The organism is Sulfurihydrogenibium sp., assembly GCF_028276765.1.
GTDB lineage: Bacteria > Aquificota > Aquificia > Aquificales > Hydrogenothermaceae > Sulfurihydrogenibium.
This window is the reverse complement of record NZ_JAPYVU010000028.1, coordinates 1-22,936: the sequence shown is the minus strand read 5'-3', so window position 1 is coordinate 22,936 and position 22,936 is coordinate 1. Positions and strand designations below refer to the sequence as shown.

22 protein-coding genes, 2 pseudogenes and 1 riboswitch are annotated in these 22,936 nt (G+C 31.9%); of the genes and pseudogenes, 15 read left to right on the top strand and 9 right to left on the bottom strand.

Annotated features, from left to right (window positions below; genetic code table 11):
- Positions 1-247: pseudogene (locus tag Q0929_RS05800) on the bottom strand (hypothetical protein); the annotation flags it as partial.
- Positions 248-372: 125 nt separating this feature from the next.
- On the opposite strand from Q0929_RS05800, the gene pgeF reads away from it, so the two are divergent.
- The 10 genes from pgeF to Q0929_RS05750 all read left to right on the top strand — a co-directional run bounded on the left by pgeF (position 373) and on the right by Q0929_RS05750 (position 10,074).
- A complete protein-coding gene (gene pgeF, locus Q0929_RS05795; RefSeq protein ID WP_299238792.1) occupies positions 373-1,005 on the top strand; it encodes a peptidoglycan editing factor PgeF in 633 nt (210 codons plus the stop codon).
- Positions 1,006-1,007: 2 nt separating this feature from the next.
- Positions 1,008-1,850 (top strand): acetyl-CoA carboxylase, carboxyltransferase subunit beta, encoded by an 843-nt coding sequence (gene accD, locus Q0929_RS05790; RefSeq protein WP_299228780.1) that lies wholly within the window; start codon positions 1,008-1,010, stop codon positions 1,848-1,850.
- The gene (gene mobB / locus Q0929_RS05785; RefSeq protein ID WP_299238790.1) at positions 1,843-2,340 is read left to right on the top strand and encodes a molybdopterin-guanine dinucleotide biosynthesis protein B; all 498 of its coding nucleotides are present in this window, start codon (positions 1,843-1,845) and stop codon (positions 2,338-2,340) included. Before accD ends, mobB begins: the two co-directional genes overlap by 8 nt.
- Positions 2,340-2,609: an acylphosphatase gene (locus Q0929_RS05780; RefSeq protein WP_343232032.1), complete on the top strand. Its 270-nt coding sequence runs from the start codon at positions 2,340-2,342 to the stop codon at positions 2,607-2,609. Before mobB ends, Q0929_RS05780 begins: the two co-directional genes overlap by 1 nt.
- Positions 2,587-4,104: a LysM peptidoglycan-binding domain-containing protein gene (locus Q0929_RS05775; protein WP_299238788.1), complete on the top strand. Its 1,518-nt coding sequence runs from the start codon at positions 2,587-2,589 to the stop codon at positions 4,102-4,104. The genes Q0929_RS05780 and Q0929_RS05775 overlap by 23 nt, the downstream gene beginning before the upstream one ends.
- Positions 4,105-4,116: 12 nt before the next feature.
- Entirely contained in the window at positions 4,117-5,313 is a 1,197-nt protein-coding gene (locus Q0929_RS05770; RefSeq protein ID WP_299238786.1) for an aminotransferase class I/II-fold pyridoxal phosphate-dependent enzyme, read from the top strand.
- Positions 5,313-6,299, top strand: coding sequence for an ABC transporter permease (locus tag Q0929_RS05765; protein WP_299238784.1), 987 nt, complete (start codon positions 5,313-5,315; stop codon positions 6,297-6,299). The genes Q0929_RS05770 and Q0929_RS05765 overlap by 1 nt, the downstream gene beginning before the upstream one ends.
- Positions 6,299-7,357: an ABC transporter permease gene (locus Q0929_RS05760; RefSeq protein WP_299238783.1), complete on the top strand. Its 1,059-nt coding sequence runs from the start codon at positions 6,299-6,301 to the stop codon at positions 7,355-7,357. The genes Q0929_RS05765 and Q0929_RS05760 overlap by 1 nt, the downstream gene beginning before the upstream one ends.
- A gap of 117 nt (positions 7,358-7,474) precedes the next feature.
- Positions 7,475-9,856, top strand: a complete 2,382-nt coding sequence (locus Q0929_RS05755) for a DNA topoisomerase (ATP-hydrolyzing) (RefSeq protein WP_299238781.1) — start codon at positions 7,475-7,477, stop codon at positions 9,854-9,856.
- A complete protein-coding gene (locus Q0929_RS05750; protein ID WP_299238780.1) occupies positions 9,853-10,074 on the top strand; it encodes a hypothetical protein in 222 nt (73 codons plus the stop codon). Before Q0929_RS05755 ends, Q0929_RS05750 begins: the two co-directional genes overlap by 4 nt.
- Positions 10,075-10,106: 32 nt before the next feature.
- Here Q0929_RS05750 and Q0929_RS05745 read toward each other — a convergent pair whose 3' ends face one another.
- The 5 genes and pseudogenes from Q0929_RS05745 to Q0929_RS05725 all read right to left on the bottom strand — a co-directional run.
- On the bottom strand, positions 10,107-10,550 hold the full coding sequence (locus Q0929_RS05745) for a hypothetical protein (protein ID WP_299238778.1): 444 nt from the start codon (positions 10,548-10,550) through the stop codon (positions 10,107-10,109).
- A 74-nt stretch (positions 10,551-10,624) separates the two neighbouring features.
- Complete coding sequence (locus Q0929_RS05740; RefSeq protein WP_299238776.1) at positions 10,625-11,530, bottom strand: CCA tRNA nucleotidyltransferase; 906 nt, start codon at positions 11,528-11,530, stop codon at positions 10,625-10,627.
- 2 nt (positions 11,531-11,532) lie between these two features.
- Positions 11,533-11,967 (bottom strand): hypothetical protein, encoded by a 435-nt coding sequence (locus tag Q0929_RS05735; protein WP_299238774.1) that lies wholly within the window; start codon positions 11,965-11,967, stop codon positions 11,533-11,535.
- 197 nt (positions 11,968-12,164) lie between these two features.
- Positions 12,165-13,109 (bottom strand): flagellar hook protein, encoded by a 945-nt coding sequence (locus tag Q0929_RS05730; protein ID WP_299238772.1) that lies wholly within the window; start codon positions 13,107-13,109, stop codon positions 12,165-12,167.
- A 95-nt stretch (positions 13,110-13,204) separates the two neighbouring features.
- Positions 13,205-13,681, bottom strand: a pseudogene (locus Q0929_RS05725) (hypothetical protein); the annotation flags it as partial.
- 503 nt (positions 13,682-14,184) lie between these two features.
- A riboswitch (TPP riboswitch) is annotated at positions 14,185-14,286 on the top strand.
- 54 nt (positions 14,287-14,340) lie between these two features.
- On the opposite strand from Q0929_RS05725, the gene thiC reads away from it, so the two are divergent.
- On the top strand, positions 14,341-15,702 hold the full coding sequence (gene thiC / locus Q0929_RS05720) for a phosphomethylpyrimidine synthase ThiC (protein ID WP_299238770.1): 1,362 nt from the start codon (positions 14,341-14,343) through the stop codon (positions 15,700-15,702).
- 334 nt (positions 15,703-16,036) lie between these two features.
- Here thiC and Q0929_RS05715 read toward each other — a convergent pair whose 3' ends face one another.
- The 3 genes from Q0929_RS05715 to Q0929_RS05705 form a co-directional block, all read right to left on the bottom strand.
- Positions 16,037-17,128 (bottom strand): 4Fe-4S binding protein, encoded by a 1,092-nt coding sequence (locus tag Q0929_RS05715; RefSeq protein ID WP_299238768.1) that lies wholly within the window; start codon positions 17,126-17,128, stop codon positions 16,037-16,039.
- Positions 17,115-17,759: a molecular chaperone TorD family protein gene (locus Q0929_RS05710; RefSeq protein WP_299238767.1), complete on the bottom strand. Its 645-nt coding sequence runs from the start codon at positions 17,757-17,759 to the stop codon at positions 17,115-17,117. The genes Q0929_RS05715 and Q0929_RS05710 overlap by 14 nt, the downstream gene beginning before the upstream one ends.
- Positions 17,760-18,246: 487 nt before the next feature.
- Positions 18,247-18,549, bottom strand: a complete 303-nt coding sequence (locus tag Q0929_RS05705; RefSeq protein WP_299238766.1) for a helix-turn-helix domain-containing protein — start codon at positions 18,547-18,549, stop codon at positions 18,247-18,249.
- A gap of 282 nt (positions 18,550-18,831) precedes the next feature.
- Between Q0929_RS05705 and Q0929_RS05700 the strand changes: the two genes are divergently transcribed.
- Genes Q0929_RS05700 through Q0929_RS05685 form a run of 4 tightly spaced genes read left to right on the top strand, consistent with a single transcriptional unit; the run spans position 18,832 to position 22,524 of the window.
- On the top strand, positions 18,832-19,596 hold the full coding sequence (locus tag Q0929_RS05700; protein ID WP_299238764.1) for an undecaprenyl-diphosphate phosphatase: 765 nt from the start codon (positions 18,832-18,834) through the stop codon (positions 19,594-19,596).
- Positions 19,597-19,599: 3 nt separating this feature from the next.
- On the top strand, positions 19,600-20,382 hold the full coding sequence (gene trpC, locus Q0929_RS05695) for an indole-3-glycerol phosphate synthase TrpC (RefSeq protein WP_299238762.1): 783 nt from the start codon (positions 19,600-19,602) through the stop codon (positions 20,380-20,382).
- Between the two features lie 4 nt (positions 20,383-20,386).
- Positions 20,387-22,135 (top strand): DNA polymerase/3'-5' exonuclease PolX, encoded by a 1,749-nt coding sequence (polX, locus tag Q0929_RS05690; RefSeq protein ID WP_299238760.1) that lies wholly within the window; start codon positions 20,387-20,389, stop codon positions 22,133-22,135.
- The gene (locus Q0929_RS05685; protein WP_299238759.1) at positions 22,132-22,524 is read left to right on the top strand and encodes a hypothetical protein; all 393 of its coding nucleotides are present in this window, start codon (positions 22,132-22,134) and stop codon (positions 22,522-22,524) included. The genes polX and Q0929_RS05685 overlap by 4 nt, the downstream gene beginning before the upstream one ends.
- Positions 22,525-22,936: the final 412 nt, after the last annotated feature.

Below are 22,936 nucleotides of genomic sequence, written 5' to 3'. Positions count from 1 at the left end.
TGTAAACTCTTTCTGATTTTGATTTTCTAAACAGATGCCAAGATTGAATAGAAGGACAAATTAGAAATCTGGCAAGTGTAAGAATAGGAGTGTTTGAAATGTAGGATGTGATATATAAAGCTGCAAGTTGTAAATCAGATACCTTAGGTGGTCTACCTGCTTTCTTTTTTGATTGAACGTTTAAAAGTATAGTTAAATGCTCAGAGATTTTTTGAAATATTGTAAAATAAAGATTAGAGTTTTGCATTTTTACCTCCTTGGTGGAATTTTTGCTATTACAATTTTAACTGCCACCAAGGAGTTTTTTTAGATGTTTTATTTATATTTGAATTTCTCACCCAAAGTATAATGTCTATATGTTATAATTTTAAAATGAAAAAGTTTAAATTTAACAAGACAAATGTATACGTTACTGAAAAATCCGATGGGAATTTAAGAGATAGAGAAAATTTAGAAAGAGTCAAAAAGGAATTAAATCTGGAAGAAATCTTTCTACCAAATCAAAAACATACAAACATAGTTTTAAACCATGATGAAGATTTAACTCAGCCGTCAGATGCAGTTTATACAGATAAGCCAGCTGTTGCCGTTGGAGTATTAACTGCAGATTGTATACCATTAGTTTTATTCAATGATAATGAAATATCTGTAATTCATGCAGGATGGAGAGGATTATTAGGCGGAATTGTGGAAAATGCATACAAAAAATTTAAAGATAAATCTAATATGTTTGCTTTTATTGGTCCATCTATAAGAGGATGCTGTTATGAAGTTGGTTTTGATTTTATAAATCAGTTAAACATATCAAGTGATTTCTTTACAATATCTGAAGATAAATACTTTGTTGATTTGAATAAAATTCTTAAAAACAAGCTTGAAAAGCTTAATGTTAATATAGTTTATGAAATTGATGAGTGTACAAAATGTGGTAAAAACTTTTTTTCTTACAGAAATGGGAATATAGAAGAGAGAGTTTTAACCTTAGCATTTATTGAAGGAGAATAGAGATGGGATTAAAAGATTTTGTAGATAAGCTTAAAAATATAAAAAAAAGCAGAATAAAGATTGAAGAAGGAGCTTGGATAAAGTGTGATAAATGTAAGAACATTTTATATATAGAGGATTTATTAAAAAACTTAAAGATATGTCCTCACTGTGGATACACTTTTAGAATGAATGCAAAAGAGAGAGTAGATTCTCTTTTAGATAAAGTTTATTCTTATGACCTTTTTCCAAAAATAAAACCTGTTGATATTATAGGATTTAAAGACACAAAAAGATATAAAGACAGGCTTAGAGAAGCACAGGAAAAAACAGGCTTAAACGATGCAATCATCATAGCTCATGGAAATATTTATGATAGAGAAGTTGTTTTAGCATCGATGGATTTTAACTTTATGGGCGGTAGTATGGGGAGTGTCGTAGGTGCTAAATTTGTTAGAGGAGTTGAGTTTGCTATAGAAAAAAATATACCTTTTATTTCTGTAGCAGCATCCGGTGGAGCAAGAATGCAGGAAAGTATAGTTTCTTTAATGCAAATGGCAAAGACTGCGATTGCGATAGATAGATTAAATAAAGCAGGGATTTTATATATTTCTGTTTTAACAGACCCGACAATGGGCGGTGTTTCCGCAAGCTTTGCATTTCTTGGAGATATAATAATAGCAGAACCGGAAAGTTTAATAGGATTTGCCGGTCCAAGAGTTATAGAACAAACTATAAGACAACAGCTCCCGGAAGGCTTTCAACGAGCAGAGTTTTTATTAGAAAAAGGACAGATAGATATGGTAGTGGATAGAAAAAATCTAAAAAAGACAATATATACTCTAATAAAACATACCCATGGATAGAAACGTAATAGTTATAGCAGGTGCCCATAATAGTGGTAAAACAACCTTTATTGAAAAAGTGGTATCTATGCTATCTGAAGAAGGTGTAAAAGTAGCATACATTAAACATGACCCAAAAGGGAAAGCTAAAACAGATACAGAAGGAAAAGACAGTTATAGAATTTACAATGCAGGAGCAACAGAGGTTATAATCGCATCTCCAAACAAAATATCACATTTTAAAAAAGTCCAAGACTATACACTGGAAGATTTAATAAAATCTATAGACCCAAAGATTGATATAATAATAGTAGAAGGATTTAAAACCGCTAAAAACTTTAAAAAATTTGAAGTAATTAGAAAACAAGAGAATAGAGATTTAATACTGAAAGACGATTTGGATTTAGTTGGAGTTATAACTGATTATTATGATTTTCCATTAAGATTTGATATTAATAATCCGAAAGAATTTATTGACTATTTAAAATCAAGTATATTGGAGGCGAAATGATGCTTCTTCATATAATTTTTGCCGGAAGAGTTCAAGGTGTTGGCTTTAGAAAGTTTGTAAAAAAGAAGGCAGATGAGTTTGGAGTAAAAGGTTTTGTTAGAAATCTACCGGATGGGACTGTTGAAGTCTTAGCAGAAGGAGACGAAGAAACATTGAAATCTTTTTTTGGTGCTATTGAAAACGGACCACCCTTAGCTGAAGTAAACGGTATTAGATATGAATTTATTGAAAAAGACGGAGGCTTTGATGAGTTTAAAATTGAGTATTAAAATAGGTTTGTTTTCATCTATTTTCCCATTAATTGCCTTTGCTGAAACATACATAGTTCAAAAAGGAGATACACTTGAGAAAATAGCAGGAAAATTCAACGTTAGTGTAGAAGAAATAAAAAAAGCAAACAATATAAAAGATGAAAGAAAAATAAGAGATGGAATGAAATTAGAAATACCGACCAAAAAGACCAATTCTAAAATAGAGTCTAAAAAGACATCAAAAAAAGAATCTGAAAGAAATAAAGAATTAACTTATCTCGTTCAAAAGGGAGATACATTAGAAGAGATAGCCAAAAAATATGGACTTACTGTTAAAGAACTTATGGATTATAACGGTATGAAAGATGAAAAAATCTTTGCAGGGGATGAGCTTAAGATACCACCAAAAGGTGCAAAAATAGCACAAAAACAAGAACGAAAAGAACAAGAAAAAAGAGACTTGTCAAGCTGTGAAGTTTATGTTTTAAAACGTGGTGGAACATTAGAGCATGTATCTAAAAAACTTGGTATAAGCGTTAAAACCTTGGAAAAATTAAATAACATTTCAGCTGACAAATGGTTAAAAGCCGGAGAAAAAATTTGTATCGGAGAAAAGAAAGAGGAAAAAACAGCTGAAACAACCCAAAAGAAAGCTTCAGAATGTACTTTAGTTTATAGACCAAAAAGTACAGTTTCTTTAAATGAAATTTCAAGAAAATTCAACGTATCTGTAGAAAAACTCAAAAAATGGAATAATTTATCAAAATCAACAATTCCGGCAGGCCAAGAAGTCTGCGTAGCTAAGGAAGAAGTTGAGTTTGAACAAGCAACCCAAGAAGAGAGAAAAACAAAAGTAATAGTTTATAAAGTAAAAAGAGGAGATACGCTTGAAAAGATTGCAGAAAAATTTGGTGTTTCTAAAGAAGATATTATCTCATTAAACAATCTTAAAAAAGAAAAAGTTTACCATGGTCAAAAACTAAAGATACCGGCAACAGTTGCTATTAAAACAGAACAACCTGAAAAACCAAGAGAAAAAGAAAAGCCAGAAGAAACTCAAGTTAAAGTAGAAACCAAGCAACCACCTTTACCAAAACCTGTTGAACCAAAAGAAGCTGAAAAAGAGACTATAAAGTTAGAAGGTGTTAAATTATCATGGCCTGTGAAAGGTAATGTTGTAGCCAAATTCCAAAATGATGAACAGGTTAGACATCTTGGTATAGACATAGAAACAGACTGCGGTCAAAGTGTAAAAGCTGCTGCAGATGGAAAAGTTATTTATGCCGGAGATGGAATAAAAGCATTTGGAAACTTGGTAGTCATAAGACACAATAACGGATTAACAACTGTATATGGATATTTAGATGATATATCCGTTAGAGAAGGAAAGATTGTCAATAGAGGAGATGTAATAGGTAAAGTTGGAAAGCTTAAGAATTCTGACAAATGTGGAATTTATTTTGAAGTTAGAAAAAATGTAACACCTGTAGACCCATTGAATGTTTTAGAATAAAGGAGTGATGGAATGATTGAAGAATTTCCGCGAATAAAGAGATTACCACAATACGTTTTTGCTGTAGTTAATGATTTAAAGGCGAGGCTAAGAAAAGAGGGTGAAGATATAATAGACCTTGGCATGGGAAACCCTGACCTACCACCAGCACCACATATAATAGAAAAACTTTGTGAATCAGCCAAAAAGAAAACAACCCATAGATATTCTATGTCTCAAGGAATTCCAAGATTAAGAAAAGCTATAGCAGACTTTTATAAAAAAAGATATGACGTTGATTTAGACCCGGAAAAAGAAGTTATCATGACCATTGGTTCAAAGGAAGGTTTAGCGCATCTTATGCTTGCAATGCTTGAGCCAGGCGATATAGCAATGGTACCAAGTCCAAGATATCCTATTCATTACTACGCACCGGTAATAGCAGGAGCAAGCGTTTTAACAGTTCCACTACCTTTTGAAGGAGATGACTCTCAAAAGCAAGAGCAGTTTTTAAAAAATATTTATGAAACATATGAAGACTCTTACCCTGAAGCAAAGGTATTGATCTTAAACTTTCCAAACAATCCAACGACAATGACAGTTGATATAGAATTTTTTAAAGAAATTGTTAAATTTGCCAAAAAGAAAAAATTATGGATTGTCCATGACCTTGCATATGGAGACTTATGCTACGATGGATACAAAGCTCCAAGCATTCTTCAAGTAGAGGGTGCAAAAGATGTTGCAGTAGAAACTTACTCTTTGACAAAAGGTTTTTCAATGGCTGGTTGGAGAGTAGGATTTGTTCTTGGAAATGAAACCTTGGTACACAACCTTAAAAGAATTAAAAGTTATTTAGATTATGGAATGTTTACACCTATACAGGTTGCAAGCATTATCGCTTTGGAAAGTGATTATTCAATTGTGGAAAAAGCAAGGGATACCTACAGTAAAAGACTCGATATTCTTGTTAATGGATTAAATATAGCCGGCTGGAATGTACAAAAGCCCAAAGCAACCATGTTTTTATGGGCTAAAATTCCAGAAAAATTCCAGCATATGGGGTCTGTTGAATTTAGTAAGTTTTTATTAACAGAAGGAAAGGTAGCCGTTGCACCGGGTATTGGCTTTGGTGAACATGGGGAGGGTTATGTTAGATTTGCTGTTGTAGAAAATGAAAAACGAATAAGACAGGCGGTTTCTAACATCAAAAAATTAATGAGAAAGTAATGTTTTTGTACATCATTAAAAGACTTTATCAAATGATTCCCATTTTGCTGGGAATCACTTTTTTATCCTTTCTTATCATTCAAATGGCACCGGGTGATTACTTAGACCAGCTTAAAATGAACCCTCAAATCTCAGAAAAAACTTTAAAACAGCTTGAAGAAACTTACGGATTAAACCAGCCAATTTTAGTTCAATACTTTAAATGGCTTATAAATGCCATCAAATTTGACCTTGGATACTCTTTTAGTTACAACATGCCGGTTTTAGACTTAATCAAAGATAGGATAGGAAACACCCTATTTCTATCCGTCACTTCCGGCGTTTTAGCATGGCTTTTGGCAGTTCCACTTGGAGTTTTGGCAGCGGTAAAACAAAATAGCATCATTGATAAAGCAGTTCAAGTTTTTTCTTTTACGTTTATGTCTCTACCCGGCTTCTTTTTGGCTTTTATTTTGTTATTCTTCTCAGTTAAAACAGGAATCCTACCAACCGGTGGAGCAGTTAGTCCAAATTACGACCAAATGAGTTTGTTTGAAAAAATCTTAGATAGGCTATGGCATGTGAGCCTGCCGGCTTTTGTTTTAGCTATAACGTCTTTAGCCGGTCTTGTTAGACTAGTAAGAAGTGCTATGATAGAATCTCTTCAATCTGAGTATGTAATGTTTGCAAGGTCAAAGGGACTAAAAGAAAAGGATATAATTTTAAAACATGCTTTGAGAAATGCTTTAAATCCATTTATAACTATACTTGGATTTGAAATTGCTTCATTGCTTTCTGGTGCTGCATTGATAGAAATAATCGTAAACTGGCCTGGAATGGGAATGTTAATGCTTGACGCTGTATTATCACAGGATTTATACCTTGTGATGGGTGGTTTATACATCGGTGCAATTATGCTTATTATTGGAAATTTGATAGCTGACATTCTTCTTGCAAAGCTTGACCCAAGGATTAGAATGAGAGAAGTTGAAGGAATCTTAAAGTAATGGAGTTGCTAAAGTATATAAAGAAAAATAAATTAGCTTATTTATCCCTTTATCTGATTGGAATTTTTTACTTTTTAGCAATCTTTGCCGACTTTATAGCTCCTTATCCTTACGACATTCAGCATAGAGATACGCCTTACCACCCACCTACCCAGATACATTTTTTTGACGAAAAAGGAAACTTTCATCTTAGACCTTTTGTTTATAAATACGAATTGGTAGACCCAATTTCAAAAAGCTATAAAATTAACTATGATGTTAAGTATCCTATACACTTTTTTACCCATGGACATACTCATTACCTTCTTGGGTTTATTAAAACAGACATGCATCTTTTTGGAGTAAAAGAAGGGAAGATTTTTTTACTTGGTGCTGATAATCTTGGCAGAGATATATTTTCAAGAATGCTTTATGCATCAAGGATTTCATTATCTATTGGACTTATTGGAGTTTTTCTTTCATTTTTAATAGGTGCGATAGTAGGCGGAATTGCTGGATATTTTGGCGGAAGAGTTGATAATATTCTGATGAGAATCTCAGAAATTGTAATGTCATTTCCAGGCTTTTATCTTATGCTAACATTAAGGGCTGTATTTCCAATCACATTGTCTTCAGTTGAAGTTTTTCTTTTGATAGTTGTTATACTTTCATTTATTGGCTGGGCTGGACTTGCAAGGGTTATTAGGGGAATGGTTCTATCTATTAGAGAGCAGGATTTTGTCTTAGCAGCAAAAAGCTATGGTGGTTCATCTTTTAGAATTATAATAAAACATATTTTACCAAATACTTACTCATATCTTTTGATTGCCGCAACCTTAGCTATTCCAGGTTATATCCTTGGAGAGAGTGCGCTGAGCTTGCTTGGTCTTGGAATTCAGGAGCCTTACGCAAGCTGGGGAAATATGCTTGCATCAGCAAGAAGCATAACAGCTATATCTCAGTATCCATGGATACTTGCCCCTGGGGTTGCTATATTTCTAACAGTACTTGCTTTTAATCTTTTAGGTGATGCTTTAAGAGATGCTTTAGACCCAAAATTAAAGAGATTGATTAAGTAATATGTTGGCTGCAAAAATGACAGCGTGAGCTTTTGGGACATTTTCCCCCAAGGTATTGTGAAAATGTTATAATAAATAAATTATTAAAGATTTTAAAACAAAGGAGTTTTTAGAGGAATGGAAGATATTAAAAAAGTTCCAATAGAAGAGGAAGTTAAGAATGCTTATATAGATTATGCAATGTCAGTTATTGCTGGTAGAGCCATTCCGGATGTTAGAGATGGCTTAAAACCAGTTCAAAGAAGAATTTTATACTCTATGTATGAGCTTGGTTTACTTCCAAATAAACCATATAAAAAATCTGCGAGAGTTGTAGGGGAAACCCTTGGTAAATTCCATCCACATGGTGATGCATCTGTTTATGATGCACTTGTAAGAATGGCACAAGATTTTACAATGAGATATCCATTAATAGAAGGTCAAGGGAACTTTGGTTCGATAGACGGCGACCCACCAGCTGCTATGCGTTATACAGAAGCAAGGTTAACAAAATTGGCTGTTGAAATGCTTGAAGATATATATAAAAACACCGTTGATATGATGCCTAACTTTGATGCTTCATTAGAAGAGCCTACGGTATTGCCTTCAAAGTTTCCAAATTTAATATGCAATGGAACAACCGGTATTGCGGTAGGACTTGCTACGAGCATTCCACCCCATAACTTTACAGAGGTAGCAGAAGCTTTAAAATACTTAGCAGAATTTCCGGATGCTACCATAGAAGAGCTGTTTAATTTTATAAAAGGACCGGATTTTCCAACAGGTGGAGTAATCACAAACACCAAAGAAGAGCTAATTGATATATACAAATCATCAAGAGGTTCAATAACAATAAAAGGTAAAGCAAGAATAGAAAAGCTGCCGGGGAACAGACAGAGGATAGTTATCTATGAAATTCCATACCAAGTTAACAAAGTTGAACTTATCAAAAAAATAGCAGAGCTTGTTAGAACAGGAAAAGAAAAAGGAATATCAGACCTAAAAGATGAGTCAGACAGAACGGGAATAAGAATTGTAATAGAGTTAAAAAGAGATGCAGACGCTGAAAAAGTCTTGAAAAAACTATACAAAAGCACGCCTCTTGAAAAGAACTTTCCTGTAAATTTAACAGTGTTGGTAGATAAACAGCCAAGAGTATTGAATTTAAAAGAATTGCTTCAAGAATTTATAAAACACAGAATAGAAATTATAACAAGAAGGACGTTGTATGAATTAGAAAAAGCAGAAAACAGATTGCATATTGTAGAAGGCCTGATTACAGCCTTAGAAAATGCAGATAAAGTTATTGAAATAGTTCGTTCATCCAAGGATACCGAACAAGCAAGACAGCTGCTTACATCACAGTTTAACCTATCTGAAACACAGGCAAACGCTATTCTTGACATGAGATTATCAAGATTTACATCCTTAGAAACACAAAAATTAAAAGATGAAAGCGCAGAGTTAAAACAAAAAATAGAAAGATATAAACAAATTCTTTCAAGTGATGATGAGAAAATCAAAGTATTCATTGAAGAGACCGATGAGTTAGTTAGAAAATATGGGGACCAAAGAAAAACAACCATTGCAACAGAAAAAGAACTTACATTTAAAGAACATTTCATGTTTGCTATTTTAAATACAGGAAGAATTGTTAATTATAAAGTAGAAGATGAAACTTCAAAAGCTGACATTTTACAAAGAATTATCAATAGTCTGTCAGTATCTCTAACGGAAGGAGAAAAGATAGTCTCTATTCAAGAAGTAGAAGGGTCTAAACCGATTGCTTTCTTTACAAAAGATGGAAAAGCTTATTGGAGTTTAGTCATAGACCTTCCAAAAGGCGAAGATAAGCTAAATATTGAAGGTGAAATAGTTGGAACAGCTTATCAAGGAGAGGGTGAAGAAAACAGAGTATTTTTAATAACAAAGAAAGGTATTATCAAAAGAATGTCTGATGAAGATATATTCTATAAGTCACAAGGACACACGTTAATGCCATTAAACGAAGGTGATGAGCTTGTAGTGGCAGTTGCAGATAGGCATCCTTCCTACATTGGAATTTTCACAAAAAATGCGGACTTACTCTTATTTGAAAGGAATGAAGTAAGAATTACAGGAGACAAGGCAAAAGGTGTAGAAGCTATCGATTTAGATGAAAATGATGAAGTAGCTGGAGCATTTTTCTTAAATGGTCATGAATACCTATTAGTATCTACTTCTTTTGGTTATATGAAGCTTGTAGAAAAAAAAGAGTTTCCAATCAAGAAAAGAGCACAAAAAGGTATTATGGCAGTAAAATTAAGCAAAGACGATTATGTAGTCTCAATACTACCCGTTGATGAATCTGATGAAGTGTTGATTAATACAAAACATGGCAAACTCTTAAAGTTAAAAATCTATAAAGAAATTGTGCCTGTTGAAAAGAGAACATCCTTGGGTAAAAATTTATTTAGATTCGAAACTGACAGAGTTGTGAATGTGTTAAAACTTACACTTTTTGAAGAAAGTAAAGAATGATAAGAGTTTTATATATGCTTGGCATAATAATAGGACTTTATGCAATTTTTAACAATTTACCATACATTTTTAACGTTAATTTTTCAGACCCAGGGCTGGCTATTGCAAAAATTTTAGTTTCTCTATTTCCTGTAATAGCCGGCGTTGTTATTGTTTACGTTTCCGGATATAATCTGTATTTGAGTTTTAAAAAGAAAGATGAAAGTAAAGAGAGGTAATAGTTTGCTCTTGTTCGTTATTCTGAAGACTTTCATTTACCCTTAAACTCCTCGACAAATTTAGTAGCTTCTGCTTTAGTCTTTACTTTTCCACCAATTTGAGCTTTAATCAAACTGTCTTTTATAATTCCAACTTCCTTTGAAGGCTTGAGATTTAGTAATTTCATTATTTCCTCACCGCTTAACAACGGCTCTTCAACAATGTTATTTTTATAGTTATTTTCATAGTGATTTATCAATCTTAAAATGAAATCTTCTAAGTTTTTATCAATGCTGTAAGAAAGTAAAAAGCAGTAATCACTTACATTTTTAAACTTATACCAAAACCAATTAAGCTCAAAATCAGATGGATTATTTTTTGAGATTGATATTAAATACTCTGTTGCTTGGATTATATTTTCTATAAACTTTGAAATTTTTACAGGAAGTAATAACTTTTCTTCTAAAATCTTCTTATAATCTTTAAGTGTGTACAAAATCGCAGCAAGTTTTAAAAAAGTGATGCTACTGAAATTTTGATAAAGTTTTATTTCTTTTAGTTTTTTAATGTCTACAAATTTAAGTTTTTTTTTAAGTTTTCTTCCAAGCTTTCATAGAGTTTTAAATCTTTAAGATTTTCTGAAATAGCTTTTTTCAGAATTTTGTTTTCAAGAAGCTTGTTTAATGTGTCTTTTGAATTCTCATTAGAAATTATCTTTAAAAGCTCATCTCTGATCCTTTCTTTTGGAGATTTTTCTATTAGATTTGGATTATTTTTTACAAACTTCTCAAATTCTTTATCTATTGTAAAATCAAGCTCTAAAGCAAGCCTATAGCCTCTTAAAATTCTTACCGGGTCTTTTATGATGTTTTCAATAGATATTGGTCTGATGATGCCATCTTGAAGGTCTTTAAATCCGTTTGACGGGTCTATTAAAACGGTTGTTGAAGCACTTAGGCTTGATGTGTCATCAAAGTTTACTGCTATTGCGTTTATTGTAAAATCTCTATCTAATAAATCTTTTATAAGTCTTTCTAAAATTAGCTCTTCTTTTTGATAGAAGTCTATATCCGGATTTGAAAGTATATCAGAAATATCAAGATAGGAAAAATCAAATCTGTAGTTATAATTATTTTCTTTAAACAAAAATGTTGCTACTTTTTTCTCTTTTTCAAATTGGAAGATATCGCCTTTGATAAATTTTTTTAAATTGTTTGCAACTTGGAGTGGGTCTGCTGTAACAATAAAATCTATATCTATATTCTCACCGATTGGTCTGTTTATGATCCTGTCTCTAACCCATCCACCTACAAGAAAACAAAATGAACCTTTCGGAAGGGCTTTTGCTACATAATCAAAGTAAGAGTTGTAAAATATCAGCCCGTGAATGTAATTTTCTTTTATTTCTAAGTCTTCTAACTTTTCTTCTTTTTGTTTGTTAAAAATTTTATTTAATAGTTTATCTATCCCAAACATAATTAAACCTTATATATATCCACTTCTTTTTTAAGATTTTCTATAAATGTGATTAGTTTTTGAGCTTTATCTATCCAATTTTGAATAATCCATGCCGATTTTGGATACTCTTCTTGGAGTTGTTTGTACTGGTCTATTTTGTGCTGCGTAAATTGAATTAGCAAGTCTAAATACTCTTTCATTTTGTTTAATTGTTTTGCATAAAAAAATAAATCTTTCAGCATCTCTTTTCTTTCTCTTACATTAACATCTACGCCAAGAGCTAATGCAATACTTCTTATATCAAATCTTGAAAGATATATGCCACTTTTTGCTGGAACTGTGAGAATTTTTAATATTCTGTCAAATTCACCCTCTTCTTTTAAAAAACCAAACTGTTGTTCAAATTTTGTATTGGTCATAAATGGATTTCTCATCAGGTCATCTTTATTAAACATTTCTAACCTCTTTATATGGAATTTTAAGTATTATAACAGAAGTGCTGGATTTTTGTTATTGTGAGGTTTACCTGACAGAACCCTTCTTTTTAAAGTCAGAAAGTAGAGTAATCGGTAAATTGTCATGCAGTTAATAAATAAGAAAAAAAAGAAAAAACTTTTGCTGACTTCACGACAATGATGTTAATTTTTAATCTTTATTTCTTAAAAAAATCAAGCAAGGATAACTGTCTGTTTTGATTGTATGTCGCTATCAATGCTTGATATGCTGTTTGAGCTTTTTGAAGATTTGTTATAGCCTGTGCAGCATCTACATCTTGAAGATTAGATATTAAATTATTGTTAAAGACTTTATTTTTCTCAAAGCCAGATTTTAGGTCATTGATAACTTTAACTTTCGTTCCTATGATGGATGTGTATTGTAAAACATTGTTTAATCCTACATCAAAAGCTTCAAGGATTTTTAAATTTTGTCCATTTACAGAAATAGTAGCTGTATTTAGTTCTCCTAAGCTTCCTGTTCCTGCTACCGCTCTATCTATTATATCAACAATTTTATCAATAGCTTTAACCATTATCATTTGTTTATCATTCGTATCAACTCCAAGATACTTTGACCCGTCAAAATTTGTATTGATCTCTACACCAGGAGCGACAGGAACTTTTGCTTCTATAGTTTCTCCTTGATAATATCCATCAGAATCAAATGGGTCTGTCTGACTTTTCACTCCACCAAAAATTCTCGTATCACCAATAGAGTAGTTAGCTTGCTTTATAATATAATCCTTCATGTTGACAAAATAATCTCTTAATACTTTTGCATCCTCTTTATCTAAAACACCTGTATTTAATAATCTAATAATCTCAACTCTTAACTCTTGCCCTGCTTTTGATATATTGCTTAAAGTACTTTCTGCTTGGTCTAAAACGTTTAATACGAAATCCATATTTCTTAAGTAAGTGTCTATGTTTTGATTGATTGTTTTTAATCTTAGAGCTGCAACAGTTGCAACAGTATCGTCAGATGGAGAAAGTAGTTTTTTACCTGTTGCTATCTGCTTGCTGTATTTTTCTATTTCATTTTGTCTAATTTGGTCATTCTTTATGTAATTGTCATATTTAATCAAATCTGTAATTCTCATGACATCACCTTATACATGTTAATGGTTTGTTAAATTTATTATCGTATATTTTAAAATATTTTTTAGCTTGAAAGTAGAAGGTAATATTTTTAATTTTAAAAATACCTTTGTGAGAAATTCAATAAAAACAAGGAGAGTGTTCCAAAAATCAAAAAACTTCTTCTAAAAACCAAGACTGATAGGATAAACAAAAATACATAGATTAAAATCATGTAGAAATTCCAAAAAATAGCCCAAGTAACAGCTAACTTCTTAGCTATATTCTTTGATAACTGTCTCAATGGATGCTTTATTTTTACTCTAAGACTTTGCTTTATCTTTATAGCATGGATAAGTCCAATGCCTAAGATTTTTTGTACTACACTTATTGAATCATAACCCTTATCAGCTATAAAAGGTAGCCCTATGATAAAATTATCTCCATAAGCAAAACCTGTAGCATCTGCTATGTAGCACTGTCCTGTTTTTCCAGCAATAGTTTTAAAGCCAAGATATTTAAGTTCTTGAAGAACTTCTCTATAAGAGCATTGTTTTAGTGTTTGATATAGAAATATAGCTATTATAAATACGTCGGGTGAGAAATTCATTAAAAACATGAGATTCTTCGCCGGCTACAGAATTACAAATAAGGCGATAGTTAACAAACTTTCGCTTTCTATGTCATCCTTTTAAAAAGAAAGGAAGAGATTTTTAGCTTCGCTCAAAATGATGATTTGGATTTTTGAAACAGTCTCTATAAGTAGATGGAAAAAGATTAAAACTTTTATTGCTTATCTATATGCATATGCTATTTGTTATAGCTTTTTTAGAAAAAGCAAGCTATGGAGGTAATTTCTAACCCAAGGTATATAGAAATATAGCTAAATTTTAAAAAATCTTTTTGTAAGTTTATAAATTTGTCTGAAAGATATTCCTGTTTTTCTAATGCAAACATTTTATTTTTTGATTTTGGGCATTTAATTTTAACTGAGAGAGAAAATAATTTTGGAACAGTCTTACTTTTTACTTAACATTTATGACGTTTTGCATACAAAAGCTATTGAAATGATTGAATATATATTATATATTAAGTTGCAATAAGCCGCGGGGGTGGTTGTCTTAAAAAGACAGCCTGAGAATATACCCTTAGAACCTGATGCAGGTAATGCTGCCGTAGGGAAGCGGGCTTGAGAAAACCTCCAAGCCATCTTCCTTAATGCAGGATTATTTATTAAACTTGGAGGTTGAAAACATGCGTGTTTATGTATCAAAAAGAATCGGTAAGCCAAATGTTACTCAAATGCACTTTGCACGCCAAGGAATCATCACTGAAGAGATGGAGTATGTAGCCAAAAGAGAAGACCTTCCTGTAGAGTTAATCAGAGATGAAGTTGCTCGTGGAAGAATGGTCATACCTGCTAACATCAATCATATCAACTTAGAGCCTATGGCCATTGGTATTGCTGCAAAATGTAAAGTTAATGCAAACATAGGTAATTCAGCAGTAGTCTCAGACATAGAAGGAGAACTTGAAAAGTTAAGAGTTGCTCTTAAATATGGTGCAGACACTGTAATGGACTTATCAACAGGTGGAAATCTTAATGAAATCAGAAAAGCAATTATAGAAAACTCTCCGGTACCTGTTGGAACAGTGCCTATCTATCAAGCTCTACAAGAAGTTAGAAGTATAGAAAAACTAACAGAACAAGATATTCTTGATATCATTGAACTACAAGCTCAGCAAGGTGTAGATTTTATGACAATTCACGCCGGCTTACTTAGAGAATTCTTACCGCTTGTAAATCATAGACTTATGGGAATTGTTTCAAGAGGCGGTTCTATAATTGCTCAATGGATGGTTGTTCATGGAAAACAAAACCCACTTTATACAAACTTTGATAAAATCTGCGAAATCTTTAAGAAATATGACGTTACATTCTCTCTTGGTGATGGTCTTAGACCGGGATGTATAAATGATGCATCAGATGAAGCTCAGTTTGCAGAATTAAAAGTTCTTGGAGAATTAACAAAGAGAGCATGGGAGCATGACGTTCAAGTTATGGTTGAAGGACCAGGTCACGTTCCAATGGACCAAATAGAAATGAATATTAGAAAACAACAAGAATGGTGTCATGAAGCTCCATTCTATGTTTTAGGTCCGTTAGTAACAGATATTGCTCCTGGCTATGACCATATTGCTTCTGCCATCGGTGCAGCTATGGCTGGATGGTATGGTGCATCAATGTTATGTTATGTTACACCAAAAGAACACTTAGGACTTCCAAATGCAGAAGACGTAAAACAAGGATTGATAGCTTACAAAATAGCAGCACATGCAGCAGACCTTGCAAGACACAGAAAAGGTGCTAAAGAATGGGATGATGCAATGTCTAAAGCAAGATATGAATTTGACTGGGAAAGACAGTTTGAGCTTGCAATTGACCCAGAAACTGCAAGAAAATATCATGATGAAACATTGCCACAAGAAGGGTATAAATCTGCTAAATTCTGTTCTATGTGTGGTCCTTCATTCTGTGCATACAGAATATCTCAAAACGTCCAAGAAGCAGTTAATGAAGACTTTTTAATTCCAATAGAAGAACTCAAGAAGTAATTTATTTATCAAAGGGGGCTAAAAGCTCCCTTTTTTCTTTATATTTTAATTTTCAAAACACGCTTTTCTAAAATTCTCGTAAGCTTATCTTTTTTGCCTTCCTGAGGACTTTAGTCCAAAGAATCTCTTTTTTAAAAAGTTAAAAAACATGAGATTCTTCGCTTCGCCCAGAATAAAATCTTTGAGGTCAAGATTCTTCGCCGGCTGTAGAATGACGATTTGGATTTTTACAAGCAGCCTCGTTTGGTGCTTGACATTTAACATAGAACACCCTAAGGATTTTAATCCTAAACTTTTTTAGACAGTCTCTTAAAACACTCTTGATTATATCTACTTAATCTCCGATTTTTAACAACTCCCTAAGTTCATCTTCAAGCTGTCTGCATCTTGGACAGACGGTTGTATCACCTTTATACGAGAATGGGACTAAACATTCACTGCATGGTATCATTACATGTTGAGCTAAAACTTTATACTTTCCTGAAATAAAGTCTTCCAAGTATAGCTTTTCTTCTAAATGGATACATTTTTCTGGGCATACATCATGACAGATTCTGCATTTAATACATAAAGTAGGACTAAACAAAACTTTTAATTTGCTATCATCAGGTGTTAAAGCTCCTGTTGGACAAACGTTATAACAAATTGAACAGTTTGTACATTTAGAGTTGTCAATCCATTTATCTGATGAAAATTCAATCTTTTCTACTTCAAAGTATTTATCTGTTGGGTCTATCTTTGATAAAGCTGTGTATAAAATCTTTCTTTTTTCCGGGATGACTTTCTCGCTTACAATGTTTTTGTAAGGTTTTTCTTCCTCTTCTTCTGTATTTTCAACCATCTGCTCTAATTTATCTTCAACAACCCAAAAAGCTAAGGCTGCCGTCTGTATTGCAAACATCTTTAAAAAAGACCTTCTTTTATTTTCTTGCTTTTCTTCTTTTTCAAATTTTATATCTTCTAATTTTACTCTATAATCTAAACCTGCTTGCTCTAATATATAGTTTGCTTTTTCTGTATTGTGTTTAATTACATCTAACTGTTTTCCAATCTGACATTGACTACAATGTCCAATATCAAGAATTAAATCTGAATTTTTATCTATACAGATAGAGACTAAATAGTTTTCATCAAGTGCTGATAAACATGGTAAATCTACTTTACAGGATATGAATTTTTTATCTGAATCTGTAAACTTAACATAAAAATCCACTAAGTCAAAACCATTTAGTTTATAACTTTCAGTTGGACAGTTTCCAACGCAGGCTCCACATTCAACGCAGTTTTCAAAATTAACTTTAACTTTGTCATTTTCAATACTTACAGCCTGGGTTGGACATACGTTGACACATTTATTACAGTCTGCGTATCTGTAATAAACTCTAACGCAGGAATATATATCAAAGTTTAATCTACTTGCTGACATTTTCAGCCTCTAATTGTTCTAAGATGTATTCGTAGTCTGTCATGATAAAATCTAAAGCCATTTGACAAACATCGTAATAAAATGGAGTTTCACTCATATCTCTTGCAGCCATAAGATATATTGGCGCCCATTGAAGTATATGATTTTCCATAAACTCTTTTTGAAGGTTAAGTGCCTTTTTTTCTCCTTCTTGGTCATTCATTGAATATGCTTTTAGTTGCTCTTGTATTAAAGTTATCATAAATTCAAGCTCAACTGCTATATGGTCGGGAGATAGCACTCTTGTTTTGTTTAAATCTATTTCATATCCATGTTCAAGGTAAAATTGTAATGTTGGATTTGTTGGCGTTGGGTTGATATGTCCTTCGTCATTCATGAATACAGATTCATAAGGATAAGCATTTAGTATGAAAACCGTCGTATAATCAACGTTTAAATCTTCATCTATCAATTCTTTTGTAGATTTTGTTTTGAAAGATTCCCATTCTTTTGTGTTTGGAAAAAGTTCTAATAAATCAGGATTGTTTTTTATTTTTTCAAGAAGGTTTTCATCAACCTCTTCTATTAAAAGTCTTGATATAAAAGCGTACATATTTATTCTACCTTGATTTTCTTGGATTTTATCGTCCATGCTTACCTCACAGGATTTTTTGATAATAAATTATAACAAGATACGTCGGGTGAGAAATTTAATAAAAATCATGAGATTCTTCGCTTCGCTCAGAATGACAAATAAGGTTATCTTTAACATATTTTCGCTTTCTCTGTCATCGTATATTAAGTATACCAAAAATTTTTAAACTTTAAGAGAATAAGTTTTATAATAATTACAGACATGGGAGAAAAAAAGGAAGGACAGATCAAGTTTCTGTCATTGGTCTTTTAAGACCGCTCAGGATGTTTTAGACTGTCCTTCCTAAAACTTCCTAAAACCTGAATCAGAACATTAGGCTTTTTAAACCTGTATTTAATAATATGTTATCAGAAAGTTTCTCTCATGTCAAGTATTTGTATAGGTTATACCGGTTTGGGAAAATTCCGATTTTCTTGAATTCATAATATTACAAAAGCATTGTAAAGGTGATTTTTTGTTTAAACTATGATGAGGTCTTTCTGTGTTATACCATAGCATATATTGCAGCATCTTTTTTTGATACATAACGATTTTTTAAAGATAAAGGATTGTTATTACTGCTTTTATAATTTTTAATCCATCTGTATATGGTAGATTTTGATACACCAAAAGCTTCCACTGCAACCTTCACTGAATGTTTTAAAGCAAATTCTACAACTTGTAATCTAAAGATTATTTCTGGATATTTTTCCACAACATCATCTAATTCTTTTACTTGTTTTAAAAGTTTCCTTTCAAGTGTATTAATTCTCTGAATGTAGGTAGATGTTCCTACTTTCTTTCTCATCTTTATCCTCCGATTTTCATGATTTTAAATTCTTATATAATATTTTCCCATGTTTCTTTTAGCTTGTACAGATAGTAGGAATAGTTTGCAAACTGTTATAGGTAATGTATGAAAATTGTTCTTAATTAAGAGGTAAATGACAAGGGGACAGGAAACCAACTTGATTTGTTATTCATCAACCCTCAATTCATTTTAAAGATTCAGAATGAGCTTTTTCGGAAATAGTAATTTTTTGATGATATTATGGTAAAATTTGATTAAAAACAAATTTAGGAGTATCTATTGACAACCTTAGAAGCTGTTATTTTAGGAGTAGTGGAAGGTCTTACAGAGTTTTTACCTATCTCATCAACAGGTCATTTAATACTGGTTTCAAACCTGCTTGGAATACAGCAGACAGAACAACACAAAGCCTTTGAAGTATCGATTCAGCTTGGCTCAATATTGGCGGTTGTATTTTTATACTTTAAGAAGTTTTTAGATACAAATTTAATGAAAAGAATACTGATAGCATTTATTCCAACAGGTATTTTAGGGTTTGTCTTATACAAAATTATCAAAAGTTTGTTTAATCCTTACATAGTTGTTTTCATGCTTGTTTTTGGAGGGCTGCTTTTAATATTGATAGAACTTTATCATAAAAATAAAAGCTATAATATTAACTCAATATATGAAGTGCCATATCAAAAAGCATTTTTAATAGGAGTTTTTCAATCTTTGGCTATGATTCCTGGTACTTCAAGGTCTGGTGCTACTATTGTAGGTGGATTACTTCTTGGATTAAACAGAAAAACAGCGGCGGAATTTTCTTTTATGCTTGCAGTTCCAACGATGTTTATGGCAACTTTTTATGATGTATACAAAAATCATTCAAATTTTAATCTTTCAGATTGGGAAAATCTAATAGTGGGCTTTACAGTTGCTTTTATATCTGCTTTATTTGCGATTAAATGGCTTTTAAAATTTATTTCAAATCATTCATTTATTCCCTTTGGTATTTATAGAATTATTTTAGGAATTTTATACTACTTTATAGTGTTGAGGTAGGAAATGAATATATTAGACAAGATAATTCAGACAAAAAGAGAAGAGCTTAAAAATTATACTTCTGAATACTTAAAACATTTAGAAAAACTGGCAATAGAAAGAGATAAAAAAGTCTTAAACTTTAAAAAAGCCGTATCCGGAAAGGGTATTAATATTATTGCAGAAGTTAAAAAAGCTTCTCCGTCTAAAGGAATAATCAGACATTATTTTGACCCTGTTGATATAGCAAAATCTTATGAAAAAAATGGAGCAAAAGCAATTTCTGTGCTAACAGATAAACAGTATTTCCAAGGAGATATTGCATATCTTTATCAAATTTCAACAGAAGTAAAAGTTCCATTGCTTAGAAAGGACTTTATCATAGATGAAAGGCAGATTTTGGAAGCTTATGCGTATGGTGCTGATAGTTATCTATTAATAGCAAAAGTCTTGGATAAAGAAAGCTTAAAGAAACTAATAGATTTTGGAAGAGAGCTTGACATGGAGCCATTGGTGGAAGTTCACAGCAGAGAAGAAGGTGAAAAATCGGTAGAAGCAGGAGCAAGAATTGTTGGAATAAATAATAGAAATTTAGAAGATTTTACAGTTGATATAAATCTATCAAAGGAGCTTGCACCGTATCTAAAAGAGATTGGAGCTAAAGTTATAGTTGCAGAAAGCGGATTAGAGAGTAGGCAACAGCTGCTTGAGTTGAAAAATTATCAAGTTGACGCATTTTTAATAGGAGAATCTTTAATGAAAGAAGCAGATGTTGGAAAGAAGTTAAGGGAGTTTATAGAAGGGTAAAAAGATGTATCAAAACATCAACAAAGAAATAGCGAAAATCTTTAAAAATATGTCTCATATTTACGAATTTTTAGATGACAAATTTAGAGCATTGGCTTATGCTAAAGCAGCACAGATAATTGAAGATTTACCTGATGATATTAGAAACTACGTTGCTACCGGTAAAATAAACAATATAAGAGGAATTGGTTCTCATACTGTCGATAAAATCTTAGAGTACATCAAAACAGGAAAAATACAAAAATATGAAGAACTTAAAAAGTTAATCCCGGAAGATTTTTTAGACTTTATGGAAGTTCCAGGCTTTGGACCAAAAACTTTAAAAAGAATTTACCAAGAGCTTGGTATTAACAATAAAAAAGATTTAGTAGAAGCATTAAAAGACGGAAGAGTTGCAAAGCTAAAGGGTTTTGGGGAAAAGAAAGTCCAAAATATGCTAAAAGGTCTTGAGCTATACGAAGCTTCTAAGAATAGACTTTTACTGTGGGAAGCTTTACAAATAGGAGAAACATTATTAGCTAAATTAAAACAGGTTAAAGAGATTAAAAATATTGAGCTTGCAGGAAGTTTAAGAAGAAGAAAAGAAACTATTGGAGACATTGATATTCTTATATCCTGTGATGATAAAGACAGGGATAAGATTATAAATTACTTTGTTAATTTAGAAGATGTTAAAGAAGTTCTTGCTAAAGGTGATACAAAAGCAAGTGTTATTATAAAAGAAAAAGATAGACAGGTAGATTTAAGAGTACTAAAACCTGAAGAATGGGGTAGCGGTCTTCAATACTTTACAGGTTCAAAAGAGCATAACGTACATTTTAGAGAAATAGCTAAGCAAAAAGGATTAAAGGTCAGTGAATATGGTGTTTTTGATGCAAAAACAGAAAAAAGGCTTGCAGGAGCTACTGAGGAAGAAGTTTATGAGATAGTAGGAATGCAGTGGATTCCACCTGAGATGCGAGAAGACAGGGGAGAAATTGAGCTTGCTTTAAAAAAGAGCATTCCAAGATTGGTAGAGCTTGAAGATATTAAAGGAGACTTACATTGCCATTCAACATGGACGGATGGATTTAACAAAATAGAAGAAATAGCAAAATTTTTACTTGAAAACTATAAATATGAATATTTTGCGATTACAGACCACTCAAAAGCCGTAAGAGTAGCCCATGGACTAACAGAAGAAGATGTTTTAAAACAGATTGAAGAGATAGATAAAATAAATAAAAAACTTGGATTTGATTTTATAAAAAAGGGAATAGAAGTAGATATTATGCTTGACGGTTCTCTTGATTTGCCGGATGATATACTTTCAAAGCTTGATTGGGTAGTTGCATCTATTCATACACATTTTAACAGAGACAATACAGACAGAATTATAAAAGCAATGGAAAACCCTTATGTATGTGTAATAGGGCATCCAACAGGAAGGACCATTGGCGTTAGAGAAGGCTATCCTTTATCTGATGAGATATTTAAAGTTGCGAAAGAGACAAACACAGCGCTTGAGATAAACGCACAGCCTTTAAGAATGGACTTACCGGATGTGATGATTAAAAAAGCAGTTGAGAATGGAGTTAAATTAGTAATTTCAACAGATAGCCACAGTCTTGGAAACTTTGCTTATATGAAAATAGGAGTTGCAAATGCAAGAAGAGGCTGGTCAAAAAAAGAAGATATATTAAATACTTACACCTGGAATGAGATTAAAAAATTTATTCAAGCTAAACGTAAAAAGTTTGGTGTTAAGGCATGAAAAATGCTTTTTTTGGAGAAAATCTTGACTATATTCCTTACCAAATCTTAAAACAAATTCTTGGTGAATCAATCTATGAAGAATATAGAGATATAATAGAATTTATAACCATTGAAGGCGATATTGAAAAAGATATTCTTTATTTATACTTAAAACCGTTCAACTCTAACAAAATCTTGTATGCTACATATGATTTAAAAGATAAAAAGATTTTAAACAGCTTAAGCAAAGCTGAAATTTTAAAAATTTTTGATGATGAGAAAGATAAGATTCAAGAGCTACAAAAGAAAGAAATAGAAAGAAGTGCTAAAATAGTATTGACTATCATAAACCTTGTTCTTGGAATGGCAGCTGCTTATTTTGTATCAAAGTTTGTTTTTGGCTTTTGATGAAGAAACAGAAATATAGTATATTCTAAACTTACACAGCTTATGCAAGAAGATGGAGAGAGATTGATTTTTGATGAATACGTTGGGCAAAAAAATTAGGGGCTTTTATAAAATTTAAAAAGGAGATCCTTCGACCTTGCGGTCTCAGGATGACAGAGAAAGGCTGATTGATAAGCATTAAAGGAAGGATAACCTTATTTGTCATTCTGAGCGAAGCGAAGAATCTCCTATTTTTATTGAATATTAAATTTCTTACTCAACATATCTATAGATAAAATATTTGGCGAATACGTCGGGTGAGAAATTACCTCCATAGTTTACTTTTTCTAAAAAAGCTATAACCAATAGCATATGCATATAGATAAGCAACAAAAGTCTTAACCTTTCTCCATCTACTTATAAGATTGAAATT